General features: G+C 61.9%; 16 protein-coding genes and 1 pseudogene. 3 read left to right on the top strand and 14 right to left on the bottom strand.

Annotated features, from left to right (window positions below; translation table 11 throughout):
- Nucleotides 1-28: 28 nt before the first annotated feature.
- The 3 genes from GIV35_RS25800 (at nt 29) to GIV35_RS25790 (ending at nt 6,705) form a co-directional block, all read left to right on the top strand.
- Nucleotides 29-280 carry a hypothetical protein gene (locus GIV35_RS25800; RefSeq protein WP_233475211.1) on the top strand — a complete coding sequence of 84 codons (252 nt, stop codon included), beginning with the start codon at nt 29-31 and terminating at the stop codon, nt 278-280.
- A 230-nt stretch (nt 281-510) separates the two neighbouring features.
- Nucleotides 511-1,449, top strand: coding sequence for a DnaJ C-terminal domain-containing protein (locus tag GIV35_RS25795; protein ID WP_034126393.1), 939 nt, complete (start codon nt 511-513; stop codon nt 1,447-1,449).
- 84 nt (nt 1,450-1,533) lie between these two features.
- Nucleotides 1,534-6,705 (top strand): dermonecrotic toxin domain-containing protein, encoded by a 5,172-nt coding sequence (locus GIV35_RS25790; RefSeq protein ID WP_236265064.1) that lies wholly within the window; start codon nt 1,534-1,536, stop codon nt 6,703-6,705.
- Here GIV35_RS25790 and ureC read toward each other — a convergent pair.
- The 14 genes and pseudogenes from ureC to GIV35_RS25720 form a co-directional block, all read right to left on the bottom strand.
- Nucleotides 6,702-8,402, bottom strand: a complete 1,701-nt coding sequence (gene ureC, locus GIV35_RS25785) for an urease subunit alpha (protein ID WP_057702629.1) — start codon at nt 8,400-8,402, stop codon at nt 6,702-6,704. The two genes, GIV35_RS25790 and ureC, sit on opposite strands and share 4 nt — an antisense overlap.
- A 111-nt stretch (nt 8,403-8,513) precedes the next feature.
- Complete coding sequence (locus GIV35_RS25780; RefSeq protein ID WP_060764600.1) at nt 8,514-8,819, bottom strand: urease subunit beta; 306 nt, start codon at nt 8,817-8,819, stop codon at nt 8,514-8,516.
- Nucleotides 8,816-9,349, bottom strand: coding sequence for a GNAT family N-acetyltransferase (locus tag GIV35_RS25775; RefSeq protein WP_034126396.1), 534 nt, complete (start codon nt 9,347-9,349; stop codon nt 8,816-8,818). Before GIV35_RS25775 ends, GIV35_RS25780 begins: the two co-directional genes overlap by 4 nt.
- Nucleotides 9,350-9,354: 5 nt before the next feature.
- Complete coding sequence (locus GIV35_RS25770) at nt 9,355-9,867, bottom strand: GNAT family N-acetyltransferase (RefSeq protein ID WP_105225580.1); 513 nt, start codon at nt 9,865-9,867, stop codon at nt 9,355-9,357.
- A 9-nt stretch (nt 9,868-9,876) separates the two neighbouring features.
- Nucleotides 9,877-10,179 carry an urease subunit gamma gene (ureA, locus tag GIV35_RS25765; protein WP_003171437.1) on the bottom strand — a complete coding sequence of 101 codons (303 nt, stop codon included), beginning with the start codon at nt 10,177-10,179 and terminating at the stop codon, nt 9,877-9,879.
- A gap of 175 nt (nt 10,180-10,354) precedes the next feature.
- On the bottom strand, nt 10,355-11,194 hold the full coding sequence (locus GIV35_RS25760; protein WP_057977772.1) for an urease accessory protein UreD: 840 nt from the start codon (nt 11,192-11,194) through the stop codon (nt 10,355-10,357).
- Between the two features lie 30 nt (nt 11,195-11,224).
- Nucleotides 11,225-11,923 carry an urea ABC transporter ATP-binding subunit UrtE gene (gene urtE, locus GIV35_RS25755; RefSeq protein ID WP_127880441.1) on the bottom strand — a complete coding sequence of 233 codons (699 nt, stop codon included), beginning with the start codon at nt 11,921-11,923 and terminating at the stop codon, nt 11,225-11,227.
- A 139-nt stretch (nt 11,924-12,062) separates the two neighbouring features.
- Nucleotides 12,063-12,896, bottom strand: a complete 834-nt coding sequence (gene urtD, locus GIV35_RS25750; protein WP_014716710.1) for an urea ABC transporter ATP-binding protein UrtD — start codon at nt 12,894-12,896, stop codon at nt 12,063-12,065.
- Nucleotides 12,893-13,960 carry an urea ABC transporter permease subunit UrtC gene (gene urtC / locus GIV35_RS25745; protein WP_236265065.1) on the bottom strand — a complete coding sequence of 356 codons (1,068 nt, stop codon included), beginning with the start codon at nt 13,958-13,960 and terminating at the stop codon, nt 12,893-12,895. The genes urtD and urtC overlap by 4 nt, the downstream gene beginning before the upstream one ends.
- Entirely contained in the window at nt 13,960-15,462 is a 1,503-nt protein-coding gene (gene urtB / locus GIV35_RS25740; RefSeq protein WP_105225582.1) for an urea ABC transporter permease subunit UrtB, read from the bottom strand. Before urtB ends, urtC begins: the two co-directional genes overlap by 1 nt.
- A 166-nt stretch (nt 15,463-15,628) precedes the next feature.
- Nucleotides 15,629-16,894: an urea ABC transporter substrate-binding protein gene (gene urtA, locus GIV35_RS25735; RefSeq protein WP_096143994.1), complete on the bottom strand. Its 1,266-nt coding sequence runs from the start codon at nt 16,892-16,894 to the stop codon at nt 15,629-15,631.
- 194 nt (nt 16,895-17,088) lie between these two features.
- Nucleotides 17,089-18,450, bottom strand: a complete 1,362-nt coding sequence (locus tag GIV35_RS25730) for a PepSY-associated TM helix domain-containing protein (RefSeq protein ID WP_236265067.1) — start codon at nt 18,448-18,450, stop codon at nt 17,089-17,091.
- Between the two features lie 118 nt (nt 18,451-18,568).
- A complete protein-coding gene (locus GIV35_RS25725; protein ID WP_236265069.1) occupies nt 18,569-20,629 on the bottom strand; it encodes a TonB-dependent copper receptor in 2,061 nt (686 codons plus the stop codon).
- A 93-nt stretch (nt 20,630-20,722) separates the two neighbouring features.
- A pseudogene (locus GIV35_RS25720) lies at nt 20,723-20,806 on the bottom strand (DUF2946 domain-containing protein); the annotation flags it as partial.

Raw genomic sequence — 20,806 nt, 5'->3', positions numbered from 1 at the left:
GGTGGGATGAAGCCGCAGGGCTCCTACGATGAGTTTTTCGACCTTCGAGTATGACGCCCAGGGCAAACCTTTGCGCCAGGCCCCGAGTGGCTACAACGTTGAAGCGGTGGGCTTCAACGTCGAGGCAGACAGTTGGATGGGGGTAGGGGAAGGTGCGCGAATCAAACGCGAGAATTTGATACTGACGGCGGTATTTGCCACTGAAGACATTGCCGCGGGCGCCGAGCTGCGCATGGATTATCAGTACACTGAGGGGGCAATAAAAAACCTGTTCGCTTGATCCTACCCGAGTAAGTAACGGGTCTGTCGTCGTAAATAGCCATATCCCATCTTGAAAGGGCGGGTTTTGCCCCAATCTTGTGGGCATATCCAGGCGGTACACAGTGATTGCACTGACCCTGTGTGCCGCCGATTAACTTATGACGCGCCCTGACATCAATTCCCAGGCTGCCAGCCATGGCGTGCCGTGTGGCGGGCTGCGCGATATCGATAACGGATGGTGATGCCCCCATGGATTTCAAAGACTACTACAAGATTCTCGGTGTCGAGCCCACGGCTGATGACAAAGAGATCAAGTCGGCTTATCGCAAGCTGGCGCGCAAATATCACCCGGACGTCAGCAAGGAAAAGGACGCCGAAGCCAAGTTCAAGGATGCGTCCGAGGCCTATGAAGCGCTGAAAAGCGCCGACAAGCGCGCCGAATACGACGAACTGCGCAAGTACGGCCAGCATGGCCAGCCGTTCCAGGGGCCACCGGGCTGGCAGAGCCGTGGCGGCTTTGGTGGTGGCCAGGACGCGGGCGACTTTTCGGACTTTTTCAGTTCGATCTTCGGTTCGCGCGGTGATGCTTTCGGTGGCGGCCAGCGCCGTCCTACCGGGCGCAAGGGCCAGGATGTGGAGATGCAGCTCACGGTCTCCCTGGAGGAAACCCTGTCCACCGAGTCCAAGCAGATCAGCTTCCAGGTGCCGCAATACGATGCCTCCGGTCGGCATGTGAGCAACACCACCAAAAGCCTGAACGTGAAGATCCCGGCCGGTGTGGCCGATGGCGAGCGCATTCGCCTCAAGGCCCAGGGCGCGCCGGGCATTGGCGGTGGGGCCAATGGTGATTTGTACCTGATCATCAAGTTTGCGCCCCACCCGAGGTTCGAGGTGGACGGCGAAAACCTGATCATCAACCTGCCGCTGGCACCCTGGGAGTTGGCACTGGGCACGGAAGTGGCCGTGCCGACCCTCACCGGCAAGATCAACCTCAAGGTGCCTGCCGGTAGCCAGAACGGCCAGCGCATGCGTGCCAAGGGCCATGGTTTGCTGAACAAGGCCGGGCAACGCGGCTATCTGTTCATCCAGCTCAAGGCCGTCATGCCCAAGGCGGCGGATGATGAGGTCAAGGCATTGTGGGAGGCCCTGGCGCAAAAGGCTGCGTTCAACCCGCGCGAGCAGTTTTGAACGGGTCATTGATTTAGTTAGCGCCAGCCGCAAAAACGGCGTGCCTAGGATGACAACCTCTTCCAAGAAAAAGGTTGTCATCCCATGCCGGACTTTCAGGTCACCGACCCCGCCACTCCGCTTCCCGGTGAGCAGGGCCAACATTACGAGCTGATCAAACAGGCTATCCCCACTTGCCTGGTCAACAGTTCGCCTTCCCGTCGCAAGGCCCTCAAAGACACGCCGCCAGCCATTCCCCGCTGGTATGACGCTACTTCCCAGGCGCACAAAGATCAGCTCAAAGTGTTGCTGGACGCCCGTTGCGATTCGCTCAACGAACTGGAGAAAACCTTCAGTCACATACGCTCGGAGCAAGCGTTTGCCCAACCCTTGTTGGAAGCCAAGCTAAAGGCTATCGGCCACGAGCTGGACGTCAATCAAACCTGGTTGCGCCTGTATGTACCGGTCGAAGATGCCTTTGGCGTAAAGACCAGTGGCTTCAGGGTCAAAACGTTCTCCCTGCTGCACGCTGCCCTTGGCAACTTTGAGCAACGCGAGACTCGAGAGGGCTATTTCGACAGTGCCTCAGGTTTCATCACCCAACCGGACGTGCGCGATCATTTCGAGCGTCACACCACGACCCTGAAGATTCATGCGTTCACCCAGCTGTGCCGAGACCTGGACCTGGGCAAGCAGTACCAGGCTCACCTCAAGGCGCAGTTGAAACCTGACGACGCCCAGTCCCAGGCCGAACTGCGCGAGCGTTATGTCCGGCACCAGAAAGCCGCCTTCAAGGCGGCAGCGTACCTGGCGTTGCTCAAGGGCGACATTGGTGACAGCGATCACGCCTTGCTGATGCGTGTGGCGGCCGGGGAAAAACACATTCTCAGCGACGGCAAGCCCATCGGGTATCGCAGCCTGAGCCTGATGAACCTGCACCTGCATGATTGCCTGGTCATCGACGCTTGCGCCAAGCCTGGCTACACCTGCTGGGTCATCGTTTATATTCCCGATGACCCCGACCATCCCATCAAGCGCTATGACACCTTCAATGACTTCAGCACTGCATTGACCGAGCGCCTGAGCGCGAAAACCACCCAGGAAGCTGACCGCTCCCAAGGCTGGAGGGCTACGCCGAACCAGCATTTTTTTGCCCGGTTCGTTGCCGACAAAGACCGCGCCTACTACTACAAACGGCTGACCGAACTGGTGCTGGACGCACCTCCCCAGCCGTTTGGCGCACAGGCCTTGCGATCGGAATGGGGGCGCCTGCTCACTTCTCCGTCCTTTGCCACGCCTTCGACACTGGGCGAACCACATCCCTACGTGCGCGTGCATGCCACTGCCCCTGAATTCAACATTCGCGCCCACACCCTGACGGACCTATGGCAAGTTGCAGACCTGTGGACCTATCGCCTGGGCAGCCTGCGTGCCCGCCTGTTCGAGAATGCGCGGCATCGTGCGGTGAGCACCGCCGATGTCGATGAGGCCTCGCGCTCACTGCGCGCCGCGCATTACATGAGCATTGGCCTGTTCGGTTTCAACCTGGTGGCCATGGCGGTGCCACCGCTTGGCGTGCTGATGGCCGTGGCGATGGCCGGGCAAATGCTCTACGAAGTCATCGAAGGTGTCATCGAGCTGAGCGAAGGCGATCGCGAAGAGGGCTGGGCGCACATCACCGACGTGGTGGAAAACCTGGCGACGCTGGCGGTGCAGGCAGCCGTGGTGCACTTCACCGTGTCGCCGTTTATCGAGCAGCTCAAGGCCGTCACTCTCCCCAGTGGCAAGACTCGGCTGTGGAAACCCGACTTGTCGACCTATGAGCACACTGCGTCCCTACCTTCAGTGGCGGCGGATGAGCAAGGCCTGCACCGGCACAACGGCCAGACCGTGCTGCCATTGGAGGGTAAACGCTATGCCGTGCAACAAGACCCGCTGACCGAGCAATACCGCATCCTCCATCCCACGCGCGCCGAGGCCTATCAACCGATATTGAAGAGCAACGGCGCTGGCCTCTGGAACCATGAAGTGGAACGCCCGCACACTTGGGAAGGCGCCACGTTGATGCGGCGATTGGGCTCGGTGACGGAGGGCTTCAGTGATGCCGAGTTGGAGCAGGTGCGCAGCGTGGCGGCGGTGAGTGAGGACGTGCTGCGCCGCGTGCATGTGGAAGGCGAGCCGGTACCGGCGATCCTGCTCGACACCCTGCGCCAGTTCAGGGCGTATCGCGATGCGGTAAGCGTCGCCGAGGGCATTCGCCAGGGCTCGCTCAGCAGCGCACTGTGCAGCTATGCCGCATCCCTGGCGGTGGAGTTGCCGGGATGGCCGGCGAGCAAGGCGATCGAGGCATTTTCCGGCACCGAGTTGAGCGGGCCGTCGATCAAATACGGTAATCAGCAGGCCGCGGCGGCGGACACGGTGCAGGTCCACCGCGCTGAATTGATGAGCGGCCAGTTGCCCATACGCATTATCGAAGCGTTCAGCGAACCTCAGCGCGATGCTCTGGTGGGCAGTTACACCGCCCGCACACCCGAGGCGAGAACCGAGGCCCTGCAATTGAAACTCGAACAAAGGGCCATCGAGGTGCGCGAGCGGTTGATGAAGAGTATTTACCTCGAGCAGCAGCCACCCTCCGACACCGCGATTATGCTGATCCAGCGTGACTTCAGCGGTGTGCCGACGATTTTGGCGCGCGAAGTGCTGGCGGACGCGACGCCGACCGAGCGCGACACGATGAGCCGCGCCAAGCGCATTCCCCTGCGCCTCGCTGAAAAGGCGCGCCGGGCGCAGCAGCAAATGCGCCTGACCCTCGCGTATGAAGGCTTGTATCTCGATGCGTTGGCCGGCCCAGACACCGAAACCCTGGCCCTCCACACACTGTCGGCGCTGCCCGGCTGGTCGAACAATCTGCGCCTGGAAGTGCGCGAGGGCCGGTTTGAAGGCCCATTGCGTGCCAGTTTTGGCCCTCAGGAGGCGAGCAATCGCAAGGTCCTGGCACGCATGGAGGATGGACGTTATCAAGCCTTTGATGAGCGCGGTCAGGATCTGCATGGCCTCAATGGTTTCTATGGCGCCTTGCAGCACGCGTTGACCGACGCCCATCGCAACGCGATTGGCCTGCCCCATGTCGGCCAGGGTGAGCAATTGAAGGGGTTGATCCAGCAACATGCATTAGGCCGAGCACCGTTGCGCAAAGCCTTGGGCATGTCGCCGGAAAAGCTGCCGTTTTTTCGACCGCCGAGCGTGTTGCCGGGCGAGCGTCGCGGCTATCCATTGAGCGGACGGGGTGGTACTGAGTGGGAAAAAATCACGCGCGAGCGGGTCCGCAGCCTGTACCCGGAAATCACCCGGGACGAAATGCTCGCCCTGATCAACGAGCGCGGCGCGCTGGATCTGAGCTGGCTGCGTGCGTTGGAGCAAGAGTACAAGACCCTGCAGTCCACCTTGCACAACTGGCTGAGGACACCGCCCCAAGGCATGGAAGCGTTCGGTGACCAGCAACGTCAGGTGCTGAGGGCCAGGCGCAAGATTTATACGGCGCTGGATGACGCCTGGAGAAAGGTTGGCCCAAGTCACTACGATCGAAATGGGCGCCTTTTGGGGCAGAAAATCGAATGGTTGGAAGAGGACCTGGCGCAGCAGCTCCGAACCTTGCCCGCACTGACTGCAAACTTCGACCATGTCAGCTACTTGGGCATTGTGGGAACCGAAGGCTCGGAGTTGGCTGATGCGGATGTGCAGCCACTGCTCGCTAACTTTCGCGGTCTGCGTCGATTAGGGATCGAGGCCGCTCAACTGACACGCCTGCCGTCAGCTATCGAACAGATGCCGCATTTGCAGCGGTTGCATCTGGGCGGTAACAGTATTGTCCTTAAGCCTGAAGACGTCTTGCGCTTGAAAGATCGGGTGCATCTCAAAGAGTTGTTTTTGGAGATGAACCCACTCGGCTTGCCACCCGATGTCGGACGCATGACGCGCTTACAGACCTTGCTGCTCAATCACACAAGCCTGGAGGAGTGGCCTGCCAGTGTGTTCCGTGTGCCCAGGCCGGAGAATTTCATTCTGGATATGCGGGAGAACCCGATAGCGCGGATTCCCGAGTTCGCGCCGGGCTCGGATAAGGCACTGATTGTGGCGAAAACGTTCCTCACCCGTGAAGAGCTGACGCCTGAGCTGCTTGCTCAATTCAAGCGGTACATCGAGGCTGCCGGCCGCGATCCGGATCGCCAATTGCCGAAAAGGGGCGCGCGCGACAGCGAGCAGTGGAAAACCGGTTATTCGGCGCAGGAATGGCCCTCCAGGCAAGTGTTATGGGACATGCTTGAAGGTTCGTTTGGCTCTGAGGGCTTTTTCAATGTTCTTCGTGCCGTCAGAAACTCCGGGGACTCGACAGTCGGGGGCGGCGTATGGTTGCCGGAACTGACCGCCAAGGTCTGGCGCATACTTGAGGCGATGGGCGAAGACGCCGAATTGCGCGAGCAGTTGTTCCTGATGGCCCGGGACCCTGCGGCCTGCGTGGACGCCGGCGCCCAGATGTTCAATGCGATGGGCGTTGCCGTGCTGCATTGGTCGGCGTACTTCAGCGAGGACGTGGCCTCCGTGCGCAAAACTGTCTTCAACCTGGCCAGAGGCAAGTGGCGGCTCGATGAGTTGGGCCGTATCGCCCATGAGCGCGTGTCCCAACTGCAGGCCGACGGCGTCAAGTTTCCGGAGTACAACGCGCAAGGCGCACGCATCGATCATTACGATGCCCGCGGCAATTTGATCGACGATATCGACGAAGTCGAAATCTACCTGGCGTACACAACGCCATTGGCAAACCGCCTGGACCTGCCCTGGCAATCGCGGAGCATGATGTTCCACGAGGAATATGTGACGGCGCCCATGGTCGAGGCGGCATTCAACCGCGTACAGCTATTGGACCAAGGCGAGCTGCTGCGTGGCAACCTGCTGGAGCAACCGATGTGGACCGACTTTCTGCAGCGGGCTCATCCAGCTGACTACGCGTCGATTGCCGCAAAGTTCGATGCACTGATCGACTATCAGGCTGCGCAGGAACAATGGGCCGCCGCAGCCAACCGCCCTGAGAGCGCGAGGCAGGCCCTGCGCCAAACCATCAGCCGGTCGGCCCAGCGCCTGGGCCGACCGGCTTCGGAAAGTGAACCGGGGCAACTGATGTCCCAGCAAGACTACGATGACACCTTTGGCCGCATCAATGCCGAACTGATCACCTTGAACCAGACGCTGACCGATCAAGCGATCAGCGCCGTCCTCTAGAACAGGAAGTACCGCTGGGCCATCGGCAACACCTCGGCCGGTTCGCACCACAGCAATTGACCGTCGGCCTTGACCTGGTAAGTCTGTGGGTCCACCTCGATATCCGGCAGGTAATCGTTGTGGATCAGGTCGGTTTTCTGCACGTCGCGGCAACCCTTGACCACCGCGATCTGCTTCTTCAGGCCCAGGGCCTCGGGCAGTCCGGCCGCCTGCGCGGCCTGGCTGATAAACGTCAGGCTGGTGGCGTGCAGGGAGCTGCCGAAGCTGGCGAACATGGGGCGGTAATGCACCGGCTGCGGCGTCGGGATCGAGGCGTTGGCGTCGCCCATCAGGCTCGAAGCAATGGCGCCGCCCTTGAGGATCAGCGTGGGCTTAATGCCGAAAAACGCCGGGCGCCACAGCACCAGGTCGGCCCATTTTCCGACTTCGATGGAACCGACGATATGGCTGATACCGTGGGTGATCGCCGGGTTGATGGTGTACTTGGCAATGTAGCGCTTGGCGCGGAAGTTATCGTTGCCCACGCCGTCGCCCGGCAGGGGGCCACGCTGTTTTTTCATCTTGTCGGCGGTCTGCCAGGTGCGTGTGATCACTTCGCCGACACGGCCCATGGCCTGGCTGTCGGAGCTGATCATCGAGAACGCGCCGAGGTCGTGCAGGATGTCTTCGGCGGCGATGGTTTCGCGGCGGATGCGGCTTTCGGCGAAGGCCACGTCTTCGGCAATGCTTGGGTCCAGGTGGTGACACACCATCAACATGTCCAGGTGTTCGTCGATGGTATTACGCGTGAACGGCCGCGTCGGGTTGGTGGAGCTGGGCAGCACATTGGGGAAGCCGCAGGCCTTGATGATGTCCGGTGCATGGCCGCCACCGGCACCTTCGGTGTGGTACGTGTGGATGGTGCGGCCCTTGAGTGCGGCGAGGGTGGTTTCGACAAAGCCCGACTCATTGAGGGTGTCACTGTGGATCGCCACCTGCACGTCGTAGGCATCGGCGACGCTCAGGCAGTTGTCGATGCTCGCGGGTGTGGTGCCCCAGTCTTCATGTAGCTTCAAGCCGATAGCACCGGCCTTGACCTGCTCGATCAGCGGCTCGGGCAAACTGGCGTTGCCCTTGCCGGTAAAGCCAATGTTCATCGGGAACGAATCGCTGGCCTGCAGCATCCGCGCAAGGTGCCACGGGCCGGAAGTGCAGGTGGTGGCGTTGGTGCCGGTGGCCGGCCCCGTGCCGCCGCCGATCATGGTGGTGACGCCGCTGGTCAGGGCCTCTTCGATCTGCTGTGGGCAAATGAAATGCACGTGGGAGTCGATGCCGCCGGCGGTGAGGATCATGCCTTCCCCGGCGATCACTTCGGTGCTCGCGCCGATGGCCATGGTCACGCCGGGCTGGATGTCCGGGTTGCCGGCTTTGCCAATCGCGTGGATGCGGCCATTCTTCAAGCCGACGTCGGCCTTGACGATGCCCCAGTGGTCGATGATCAATGCGTTGGTGATCAGCGTGTCGACCACTTCATGGGCGAGCAATTGGCTCTGGCCCTGGCCGTCACGGATCACCTTGCCGCCGCCGAATTTGACCTCTTCGCCGTAGACGGTGAAGTCCTGCTCGACTTCGACGAACAGTTCGGTGTCGGCCAGGCGCACCTTGTCACCGACGGTGGGGCCGTACATGTCGGCGTAGGCTTGGCGGGTGATTTTCATGTGTGTGCCCTGAAGAATAGGTGTTGAATGTGAAATCGCTATCGCAGGCAAGCCAGCTCCCACAGGGAATTGCATTCCAACGGTGGGAGCTGGCCCGTCTGCGATAAGGCCCTAAAGGTCGCCCATGACCCGTCCTGCAAACCCAAATACCCGCCGCCCACCACCCAAATCCACCAACTCCACCTCCCGACGCTGCCCCGGCTCAAACCGCACCGCCGTGCCCGCCGGAATATTAAGACGCATGCCACGGCTGGCCGCGCGGTCGAATTCCAGCGCGTCATTGGTCTCGAAAAAGTGGTAATGCGAGCCCACCTGGATCGGCCGGTCGCCGCTGTTGGCTACGCCGAGGATGAGGGTGCGGCGGCCGACATTCAGTTCGATCTCGCCAGGCTGGATCTGATATTCACCAGGAATCATGCAGGTTGCCCCAGGGTCTTGAAGTAGATGGCGGTCGGGCTGTAACGCCCGTCCGGGCTTTGGCAATAGTCGGGCAGTTCACCGAGCTTGGTGTAGCGCAGCGACTGGTAAAAGGCTTCGGCGCCGGAGCCGGCCTCGGTGTCCAGGTACAGCAGGCCACGCTTGTGCTGGCGCGCGGCGAGTTCCAGGGTATTCATCAATTGCTGGCCCAGGCCATGGCGACGGGCGCTGCTGTGCACCAGCAACTTTTGCACCTCGGCGCGGTTCAGGCCGTTGGCTTTCTGGCACAACGCCAATTGCACGCTGGCGATCACCTGCTCGTCGCGCACCACCACCCACAGCAGCAGGCTGGTGTCCTCGACGCCGGCTTGCACGCCGGTCAGGTAGTCCCGGGCCTGGGCCTCATCGAAGTCGGCCATGAAGCCCACCGAAGCGCCGTGCTGCACCGCGTCCAGCAACAGCTCGATCAAGCCCCGGCGGTAATGGGCAAAGCTTTCAGCATTGACTCGACGCAGTTGTGCAGCGCTCATCGTTCTCACTCCTGGGGCGGTTCGGCGCCCGGATTCAACGTCAGTTGCATAAAGGTCAGGTCCAGCCAGCGGCCGAACTTGATGCCCACTTGCGGCATTTGCCCGGTAGTCACGAAGCCCAGGCGCTCATGCAGGCTGATCGAGGCCAGGTTGCCGCTTTCGATGGCGGCGACCATAACGTGCTTGCCGCAGCTGCGGGCGCGCTCGATCAGGGCCTGCATCAGGCGCGGGCCGAGACCTTTGCCGCGCTGGTCATTGCGCACGTATACCGAGTGTTCCACGCTATAGCGGAAGCCTTCGAAGGGGCGCCAGTCGCCGAATGAGGCGTAGCCGGTGACTTCGTCGTTGTCCACCGCGACCAGGATCGGGTACTGCTGCGCCTGGCGCGCACTGAACCAGGCCTGGCGGTTGGCCAGGTCCACCGGTTGCTCGTTCCAGATCGCCGTGGTGTTCAACACCGCGTCGTTGTAGATGGCGCGGATCGCCGGCAGGTCGTGTTCGGTTGCATCACGAATCATGGCTGCGCCTCAGGCAATGGGCTGGTGGACGGTGACCAGCTTGGTACCGTCGGGAAACGTGGCTTCCACCTGGATATCCGGGATCATTTCCGGGATACCTTCCATCACCTGTTCGCGGCTGAGCAGGGTGGTGCCGTAGTGCATCAGGTCGGCCACGGTGCGGCCATCGCGGGCGCCCTCCATCAGGGCGGCGGAGATATAGGCGATGGTCTCCGGGTAGTTGAGCTTCACTCCGCGTGCCAGGCGCCGTTCGGCGACCAGGCCTGCGGTGAAGATCAGCAGTTTGTCTTTTTCCCGTGGGGTCAGGTCCATGGTTCAAGGTCCTTCATAAAATTCATTCTTAAATACATAGAAGATCCCATGTGAGGCTGATTTATGTGGGAGCTGGCTTGCCTGCGATACAGGCGACTCGGTGTTTCTGATGTACCGAGGTGATGCCATCGCAGGCAAGCCAGCTCCCACAGGGGCAGACTCCACAGTTTGATCTTCATGTGCTCCAGATTCTTGGTGATATCGCTTCCCTGCCGAGTACGGCCGGTCGCAAAAGCCGCCATAGATCAATCAACCACCCCCGCGCCAGCAGCGCTTCACTGGCCAAACAACGCGCCACCAGTAAGCCAGGCAATTGGGTCAAATCCCCGCGCACCGCATGGGGCAGTGAGCGGCATTGCTCAAGCAGTTCAGGGTCGATCTCGCCGGTCACCAGCAACGTGGCAAACACCGGTTGCCCATCCAGCCCGATAGGCGAATCCAGCAATCCATCGGCGCCCACAATGCGCTGGCGCTCATGCCAGAGCAACTGGCCGTCGCGGCGAATGTCCAGGTGCGATTGAAAGTGGCCAAGGTCGAACCGTTCGCCACTGGCCGGGCGGCCCAGAGCGACCACATCCCAGTAGAACAACCGCGCATCGCCCGACAGCTCCACTCGTGTGGTCAGTTCGGCCTGGGCGGCGCTGAATACGATGGTTTCCTGGGGCAGCCATTCCAGCGTCGCGCCGGCCTCGACGGTCAACTTGACGTGCTGAAACGCCGGGCCGCTGGCGCGGTACCACTTGGCGGCGCCGGGGCTGGTCAGTTGTGCCCAGGCACCCGTGCCCACATGGGCGCTGATGTCCAGGCGATCGCCACCGGCAATCCCGCCGGGCGGGTGCACGATGATGTGCTGGCATACCTCGGGGCCTTCGGCATACAGGTGTTTTTGCACCCGCAGCGGGCCAAGGTGGCGGCGCAGCACCGGGCGCGTGGTGTCATTGACACGCGCGTAGCCGAGTTCCAGCTCGGCGTGCCAGCTGGGCGTGAACAGGGCAGGGGTAACGGGCAGGTTCATGGCGTGTGCTTATCGTTAGGAGGCTACAGATTAGATGGTTACCAGCCCACGCACACCTTCGCGTTCCATATTTTCACCACGGCCCTGCTGCACGATTTCGCCACGGGACATCACCAGGTACTGGTCTGCCAGTTCAGCGGCAAAGTCATAGAACTGCTCCACCAACAGGATCGCCATATCGCCGCGCTCCGCGAGCTTCTTGATCACCGCGCCGATTTCCTTGATCACCGACGGCTGGATGCCTTCGGTGGGCTCATCGAGAATCAACAGGCGCGGGCGGCTAGCCAGGGCACGGCCAATCGCCAACTGTTGCTGCTGCCCGCCGGACAAGTCGCCGCCGCGTCGATGCTTCATTTGCAGCAACACCGGGAACAGTTCGTAGATGAAGGCCGGCACCTCTTTGGCTTCGGAACCGGGGAAACGTGACAGTCCCATCAGCAGGTTTTCTTCTACGGTCAGCCGCCCGAATATCTCCCGGCCCTGGGGCACGTAGGCGATGCCGGCATGTACGCGCTGGTGCGGCTTGAAGCCGGTGATGGCCTTGCCTTCCCAGTTCACTGCGCCTTCCTTGGCCGGCAGCAGGCCCATCAGGCACTTGAGCAGGGTGGTCTTGCCCACGCCGTTACGCCCGAGCAGGCAGGTGACTTCGCCGATCTTCACGTCAAAAGACAGCCCACGCAGGATGTGGCTACCGCCGTAGTACTGGTGCAGCTTGTCGACTTGCAGCATTCTCAAAACCTCCTCAATCCCCCTGCGGGAACCGGATCAACTGTGGGAGCTGGCTTGCCTGCGATGCAGGCGACCCGGTGTATCAGGTACACCGCTATCGCAGGCAAGCCAGCTCCCACATAAGCCGTTCGTGTCAGCGTTAGCGGCCGAGGTAAACCTCGATCACCCGCTCGTTTTCCTGCACCTGTTCCAGCGACCCTTCGGCCAGTACGCTGCCCTGATGCAATACGGTGACGTGATCAGCGATGGAACCGACAAACCCCATGTCGTGTTCCACCACCATCAGCGAATGCTTGCCCGCCAGGCGCTTGAACAGCTCGGCGGTGAATTCGGTTTCGGCATCGGTCATGCCTGCTACCGGTTCATCCAGCAGCAACAGTTGCGGGTCTTGCATCAGCAACATGCCGATTTCCAGAAACTGCTTCTGGCCGTGGGACAGCAAGCCGGCGGGGCGATGCACCGAGGCGGTGAGGCGGATGGTGTCGAGCACTTCCTCGATGCGGTCCTTCTGTTCCCCGTTCAGGCGCGCACGCAGGCTGGCCCACACCGACTTGTCGGTCTTCTGCGCCAGCTCGAGGTTTTCGAACACGCTGAGGGCTTCGAACACCGTGGGTTTCTGGAACTTGCGCCCGATGCCGGCCTGGGCGATCTGCACTTCGCTCATGCGGGTCAGGTCCAGGGTTTCGCCAAACCAGGCCTTGCCGTGGCTGGGCCGGGTCTTGCCGGTGATCACGTCCATCAGCGTGGTCTTGCCCGCGCCGTTGGGGCCGATGATGCAGCGCAATTCGCCAACACCGATGTACAGGTTCAGGTCGTTGAGGGCCTTGAAACCGTCGAAGCTGACGCTGATATCTTCCAGGGTCAGAATGGTGCCGTGGCGGGTGTTGAGCCCTTTGCCCGCGACCTGGCCGATGCCAATCGCATCGCGGCCGCTGCCTGCGTCGAAAATTGGTTCAAGCATGACGTTCCTCATTTCTTCAGCAGGCCGATAACGCCCTTGGGCAGGTACAGGGTGACGATGATGAAGAGCGCGCCCAGGAAGAACAGCCAGTACTCGGGGAAGGCCACGGTAAACCAGCTCTTCATGCCATTGACCACACCGGCGCCGAGCAACGGCCCGATCAACGTGCCACGCCCGCCCAGCGCTACCCACACAGCGGCTTCGATGGAGTTGGTCGGTGACATTTCGCTGGGGTTGATGATGCCCACCTGCGGCACATACAGCGCACCGGCAAGGCCGCACAACACTGCGCTCAACACCCACACGAACAGCTTGAAACCGCGTGGGTCGTAACCGCAGAACATCAGGCGGTTCTCGGCATCGCGCAGGGCGGTGAGCACACGCCCGAACTTGCTTTTCGCCAGGCGCCAGCCGATGTAGAGGCTGGCCACCAGCAACAGCACCGTGGCGAAAAACAACACCGCCCGGGTGCCAGGTTCAGTGATGCCAAAACCTAAGATGCTGCGGAAGTTGGTAAAGCCGTTGTTGCCGCCGAACCCGGTCTCGTTGCGAAAGAACAACAGCATCCCCGCGAACGTCAGGGCCTGGGTCATGATCGAGAAATACACGCCCTTGATCCGCGAGCGGAAGGCGAAGAAACCGAACACCAACGCCAGCAAACCCGGGGCCAGTACCACCAGGCACAACGCCCACAGGAAATGGTCGGTGCCGGCCCAGTACCAGGGCAATTCGGTCCAGGACAAAAAGGTCATGAACGCCGGCAACTCATCCCCGGACGCCTGGCGCATCAAGTACATGCCCATGGCGTAGCCGCCCAGGGCAAAGAACAAGCCGTGGCCCAGGGACAACATCCCGGCGTAACCCCACACCAGGTCCAGCGCCAGGGCGACGATGGCGTAACAGAGAATCTTGCCTACCAGTGTCAAGGTGTAGGCCGATACATGCAGCGGGTTGTCGGCAGACAATAGTGAACACAGGGGCAACGCCAGCAGCAGGAGCAGGATGACTGCACCGACTGCAATCGTGACTTTGGGGCCGGCCTTTTGCGTGGCCGTAAGCATCAATGGCTGGTTCATCAGTCGATCACCCGTCCTTTCAGTGCGAAGAGTCCTTGCGGGCGTTTCTGGATAAACAGAATGATCAGCGCGAGGATCAGGATCTTGCCGAGCACGGCGCCGATCTGGGGTTCGAGGATTTTGTTGGCGATTCCTAAGCCAAAGGCGGCCATGACACTGCCGGCCAACTGGCCGACGCCGCCGAGCACCACCACCAGGAACGAGTCGATGATGTAGCTCTGGCCCAGGTCCGGGCCGACGTTGCCGATCTGGCTCAGCGCCACGCCGCCCAAACCTGCGATACCGGAGCCGAGGCCAAAGGCGAGCATGTCCACGCGCCCGGTGGGCACGCCGCAGCAGGCGGCCATGTTGCGGTTCTGGGTGACGGCGCGCACGTTCAGACCCAGGCGCGTCTTGTTCAGCAGCAGCCAAGTGAGCACCACCACGAACAGCGCAAAGGCAATGATCACGATGCGGTTGTACGGCAGCACCAGGTTGGGCAGTACCTGGATGCCGCCGGACAGCCAGGCAGGGTTCGACACTTCGACGTTCTGCGCGCCGAACACCAGACGCACCAGCTGGATCAGCATCAGGCTGATGCCCCAGGTGGCGAGCAGAGTTTCCAGGGGGCGGCCATACAAGTGACGGATGACTGTGCGTTCCAGCGCCATGCCGATGGCCGCGGTGACAAAAAACGCCACCGGCAACGCGATCAACGGGTAGAACTCGATGGCCTGGGGCACATAGCGCTGCATCATCAACTGCACCACATAAGTGGAGTAGGCGCCGAGCATCAGCATCTCGCCGTGGGCCATGTTGATCACGCCGAGCAGGCCGAACGTGATCGCCAGGCCCAGGGCCGCCAGCAGCAGGATCGAGCCCAGGGACATGCCGCTGAACGCCTGGCCGAGGATCTCACCCATCATCAGTTTGCGTTTGACCTGGGCCAGGCTGGTTTCAGCGGCGGTGTGTACGGCGGCGTCGGCTTCCACGCCTGGCGCCAGCAGCGCCTCTAGGCGCGTGCGGGCCAGCGGGTCGCCGGTGCTGCCGAGCAAGCGCACGGCCGCCAGGCGCACCACCGGGTCGGGGTCGACCAGTTGCAGGTTGGCCAGGGCGAGGCTCAGGGCGCTGTGCACCTGCTCATCCGTCTCGGCGGCGACCTGCTGGTCGAGGAATTTAAGTTGTGCAGGCACCGCGCTTTTTTGCAGGGTGCGCGCTGCCTCCAGGCGCACCTTGGGGTCGGCGGCGAGCAGTTGCTGGCTGGCTTGCACGTTATTGATCAACCCGCGCAGGCGGTTGTTCAGGCGCACGGTCTTGGTTTCGCCGTTGAGCGTGAGTTGGCCTTGCTCAAGGGCATCCACCAACTCGATACGCGTTGGGTCGGGGTGGGCGGCCCAGTCCTGCAGGAGTTTGGCTTGCTGCACCGGGTTGGCGGCAAGGAAGTCTTCGGCGTCGCTGGCATGTGCGCCAAAGGGCAGCAACAGCAGCAGGGCGAGGATGAGGCGGTGGAGGGCAGTGGGCATATAAAAATGTCCTGGTCATGCGGGGACAGTGTGGGAGCAGGCTGTGTGTAAGAGCTGGCTTGCCTGCGATGGCATCGCTGCGGTGTGTCAGGCACACCGAGTTGTTTGCATCGCAGGCAAGCCAGCTTCCACAGTGACCATGTCCCACATTCGAGCTGTGGGGGCTTTAGTTGCTCTTCACTGCGTAGTCCGGTTTTTTGTCATTGCCCGGAATGTAAGGGCTCCATGGCTGTGCACGAATCGGCGCTTCGGTCTGCCACACCACCGAGAACTGCCCGTCGGCCTGGATCTCACCGATCATCACCGGCTTGTGCAGGTGGTGGTTGGTCTTGTCCATCGTCAGGGTGAAGCCCGACGGCGCGGCGAAGGTCTGGCCGCCCAGGGCTTCACGCACTTTGTCGACGTCAGTGGACTTGGCTTTTTCCGCCGCCTGCGCCCACATATGAATGCCCACATAGGTAGCTTCCATCGGGTCGTTGGTCACGGCTTTGTCGGCGCCCGGCAGGTTGTGTTTCTTGGCGTAGGCTTTCCAGTCGGCGACGAACTTCTGGTTCACCGGGTTTTCCACCGACTGGAAGTAGTTCCAGGCCGCGAGGTTGCCCACCAGCGGCTTGGTGTCGATGCCGCGCAGTTCTTCTTCACCCACCGAGAACGCCACGACCGGGACATCGGTGGCTTTCAATCCTTGGTTGGCCAGTTCTTTGTAGAACGGCACGTTGGAGTCGCCATTGACGGTGGAGACCACCGCGGTCTTGCCACCGGCGGAGAACTTCTTGATGTTGGCGACGATGGTCTGGTAATCGGCGTGGCCGAACGGGGTGTAGACCTCCTCGATGTCTTTATCCGCCACGCCTTTGGAATGCAGGAACGAGCGCAGGATCTTATTGGTGGTGCGCGGGTACACGTAGTCGGTGCCGAGCAGGAAGAAACGCTTGGCGCTGCCGCCTTCTTCGCTCATCAGGTATTCCACCGCCGGGATCGCCTGCTGGTTCGGAGCCGCACCGGTATAGAACACGTTGGGCGACATCTCTTCGCCTTCGTACTGCACCGGGTAGAACAGCAAGCCGTTGAGTTCTTCGAACACCGGCAGTACGGATTTACGCGACACCGAGGTCCAGCAACCGAACACCACGGCCACCTTGTCCTGGGTCAACAGTTGCCGACCTTTCTCGGCGAACAGCGGCCAGTTGGACGCCGGGTCCACCACCACCGGTTCGAGCATCTTGCCGTTCACCCCGCCCTTGGCGTTGATCTCGTCGATGGTCATCAGCGCCATGTCTTTGAGCGAGGTTTCGGAGATCGCCATGGTCCCGGACAGCGAGTGCAGGATGCCGACCTTGATGGTCTCGGCGGCCTGGACGGTCCAGGTCAAACCCATGGCGGCAATGGATGCCGACAAAGTGAAAGCCTTGATCAAGCTGCGACGCTTCATGGTGCGATCTCCGTGTACCGATAATTGTTGTGGGGCAGATACACAGGGCTTTGCAAGGGCTGTGCCTGCTACGCCAGACACGGGTTTACCGGCGGGTTCGGGAGGTAAAGCCGCTCCGTGGCGCACCAGGTTGGCGCCACGGAGGCCGTTGAGTGCACGGCAGGCTTCAAAAGAGGGCGTTGCGCGACAATGCTTCAGGCGGTTGCGCTGATGCGTGACAGCAACAAGCGATCCAGCGCCCACACCAGGACCAACGAAGCCCCTACCAACGGGAAAATGATCGCCAGCCCGAGCATGATCGCCATCGCGGTTTTCCACTTGGGCAGGTCATGGCGCAGCGGCGGTACACCTAGCCCGCCTTGTGGCCGGCGCTTCCACCAGATCACCACGCCGCTGACCGCGCTGAGCAGAATCATCAGGCAGATCACCAGCACGATCAGTTGGTTGACCCAGCCGAACATCTTGCCCTCGTGCAGCATCACGCCGGTTTCGGTGGCGCGTGCGACCAGGTTGTAATGATCCCAGCGCACATCGGCCAGGACCTTGCCGGTGTACTGGTCCACGTGCAGGGTGGCGTCGTTGCGCGGGTCGTCGGCGAACACCGCGACGGTGAATACACCAGTGGCGGTGGTGGGGAAGGTAATGCTGTAGCCGGGCTCGACCTTGCGTGCGTTGGCCAGGTCGACCACCTGTTGCAGACGCACCGTGGGTGCGGCCGGGCCGGCGTGCATTGCGCCGTGATTCATATGCTCGGCGTGGTCGCCGGACATTGGCATCGGCGTGTTTTCCAGGGCCCAGGGCACGGTCTGCTGGGTGGCGGTGTTGAGCACACGGGCCTGCTGGTCGGACTGCGGCACGTTGTTCCACATCGCGGCTGGGAAGGTGTTCCACAAGTCGGCGTATTGCTTGCCCCAGAAGCCGGTCCAGGTCATGCCGCTGAGCAGCATCACCAGCAGGAACGCTGCGCCCCAGAACCCGGCGACTGCGTGCAGGTCACGCCAGAGCACCCGACCACGGGTATTGAAGCGAGGCCACAGAATGCCTGCAGGTGACTTGCCGCGCGGCCACCACAGGTACAGGCCGGATACCACCAGCATCACGCCCCAGCCGGCGGCCAATTCGATCAGGCGATCGCCAACGGTGCCGATCATCAGTTCGCCGTGCAGGGCGCGGACGATGGCTTGCAGGTTGTTGTTTGCGTCCTGCTCACCGAGGACGGTACCGCGATAGGGGTCGATGAACACCGTCACTTCGTGGGCGTCGTTGCGCATCACGAACTGCGCGCTGCGAGTGGCATCGGCAGGGGGCAGGTATTTGCTGATCGCGGCGTGGGGGTAGGCGGCCTGGGCGCGCTGCAGTTGCTCGTCGGCGCTCAGCGCGTGTTCGGCGGCGGGCACGGTGAGCAGGTGGCCGTACATCAGCGGGTCGAGCTGGGGTTTGAACAGGTAGATGATGCCGGTGAGGGCCAGCAGCACCATGAAGGGGGCGACGAAGAGGCCGGCGTAAAAGTGCCAGCGCCAGGCCAGGTTGTAGAAGGAAATTTTTTGTATGGTCATCGGGTGCTCCGCATAAGGCTTTTGATTTTTCTTGGTCTGTTACACCGTCATCGCAGGCAAGCCAGCTCCCACAGGGGACTGTAATCCACCTGTGGGCGCAGGCTTGCCTGCGATGCTTTTAGAAGCTCATGTCCACCTTGGTCCAGAGCGTACGCCCGGGTTCCTTGATGGCCTGCGGGTCGTTGGCTGGGTAACCGAAGCCTGCGTTACCGGCCAGATTCAGATGCTCGGCATAAGCCTTGCCGAACAGGTTGTCGACCCCGGTACTGACCTTGAAGTGCTTGTTGATGCGGTATGCCGCGTTCAGCGAGAACACGCCGAAGCCGCCACTCTTGTCGTAGTCCTTGCCGACCACGTTGCCTTTGTTCGGGTCGATACGGTGTTGCGCTGCAACCACCCGCCACAAGGCGCCGGCGCTCCAGTCGTCCTCGCTGTAAGTCAGGCCCAGGCGCGTGTCCAACGGTGGCATTTGTGGCAGGGCCTTGCCGTCGCTGCTGTTCTTGCCCCAGGCATAGGCGAGGCTGGCGTCGGCTTTCCAATGCTGGGTCAGCTTGTACGCCGCGCCCAATTCGCCGCCCATGATGCGTGCGTCCACATTGCGCGCCTGGGAGGTGGTGCCCATCATGCCGGGCCTGTAGTCGAACAGGATGAAGTCGCGCACCTGGCCCACATAGCCCGACACCCAGGCTTCCAGTTCGGCGCTTTTGTATTGCGCGCCGAAATCCAGCTGGGTGGTTTTCTCCGGCTTCACGCCGTCAAAGGCATTCACCGAGCCGACTGCACCGGTTTTGGGGGAGAACAGTTCCCAGTAATCCGGGAAACGTTCCGCGTGGCCCAGGCCCGCATAGACGGTGGTCGGCGTGTCCGCCAGGTCGTGCTCATAACGCACAAAGCCCGAGGGCAATGTATCGGCGCGGGTGTCGCCGGCGGTCGGGTTCGGGCGCGACATCATTCCCGAGCCGGTGCGTTGACGGAAGTCCTTGGCCGAGGCGCGGTCCAAGCGCGCGCCGGTGATCAGGCGATCGTTGTCGGCGGCGTACCAGGTCAATTCACCGAACAGGCCATAGTTGTGGAAATTGGCGTCCTTGTTGCGCGGCAGATCCTTATACGTGTCGATGCCCATGCTGCTGCGCGCACGGTGTTCATTGGTCTGTGCATCCAGGCCGCTGATCAATTGCACATCCGCCCAGCGCCAGGTCGCCTTGATGCGCGCGCCAAGGGTGCGGCGGTCGACGTTGGACGCCATGGGGCCCGCCATCATGCCGGTGCCCGAAGGGACACGCAGGCTGTAGTTGTCCATCACATGGTCGGCGTAGTTGTAGTAGACCTGGGCCTCGACCTTATCCAGCACCTCGCCGATATTGGATTTCTCGAAACGCAGCCCCAGGCTTTCGCGCAGGAACTGCGAGCCGTCCATGCCGCGCCCGGCGTAGCGCGCCTCGCCATCACCACGGCCAGCGGTGAGTTCCAGCAGGGTGTCGGCATCGGGCGTGAAGCCCACAGCCACGTCACCGTTCCACTTGTCATAGCGCGAGGCGACGGTGTCGTTGTTGCCGTCCTTGTAATCGTCGGCGTGGGCCTGGTTGCCGATCACGCGCACATAGCCCAATGGGCCGCCGGCAGCAGCATCGATGACCTTGTCGAAACGCCCGTTGGAACCGGCCAATACGCTGGCGTTGACCCGCGTGCCCAGCTCGCCGAATTGCTCCGGCTCACGCTCGAACAGGATGGTGCCCGCTGACGCGCCCGGGCCCCAGAGCACGGTTTGCGGGCCTTTGATCACGGTGAGCTTGTCGTAGGTTTCCGGCGAAATATACGAAGTTGGCGCATCCATGCGGCCTGGGCAGGCGCCGAGCATCATGCCGCCGTTGGTGAGGATATTCAGACGCGAGCCGAACATGCCGCGCAGCACCGGGTCGCCGTTGGTGCCGCCGTTGCGCACCAGGGCGAAGCCGGGGATGGTCTTGAGGTAGTCGCCACCATCGCTGGCGGGTACCGGTTGGCGAGGGTCTTTGGGGTTGGTGACCACGGTCAGCGGTGAGCTGGGGGCGATCGCGGTGATGACGGTGGGGCTCAGCTCATGCTCGTCGGCGTGAGCGTGGGCAGCCAATAGTGCGCCGCATAAGGCGGTGAGCAGGGCAGTACTTCCCAAACGGGTGTCAGCAGAAAACCTGGACATGACAAATTCCATCAATCAATCGTAAACAACACGGCCAGCAGCCTGCGGCTGTCTGTCTAAAGTCGGCCGGGGTGAAGTAACGCGGTGAAGGGCTTACGAAACGATGGGCGGCGCGCGGCTGCGGGCGCCGGGGAAGATGCTCTGCCGGGCATGGCCCAGGCGCGTGGCGGGGGGGAG

This window comes from Pseudomonas sp. PA-1-6B (assembly GCF_021609545.1).
In the GTDB taxonomy this organism is placed as follows: domain Bacteria; phylum Pseudomonadota; class Gammaproteobacteria; order Pseudomonadales; family Pseudomonadaceae; genus Aquipseudomonas; species Aquipseudomonas fluorescens_BV.
The sequence above is the reverse complement of the archived record's forward strand: the minus strand, read 5'-3'. Positions and strand labels throughout refer to the sequence as shown.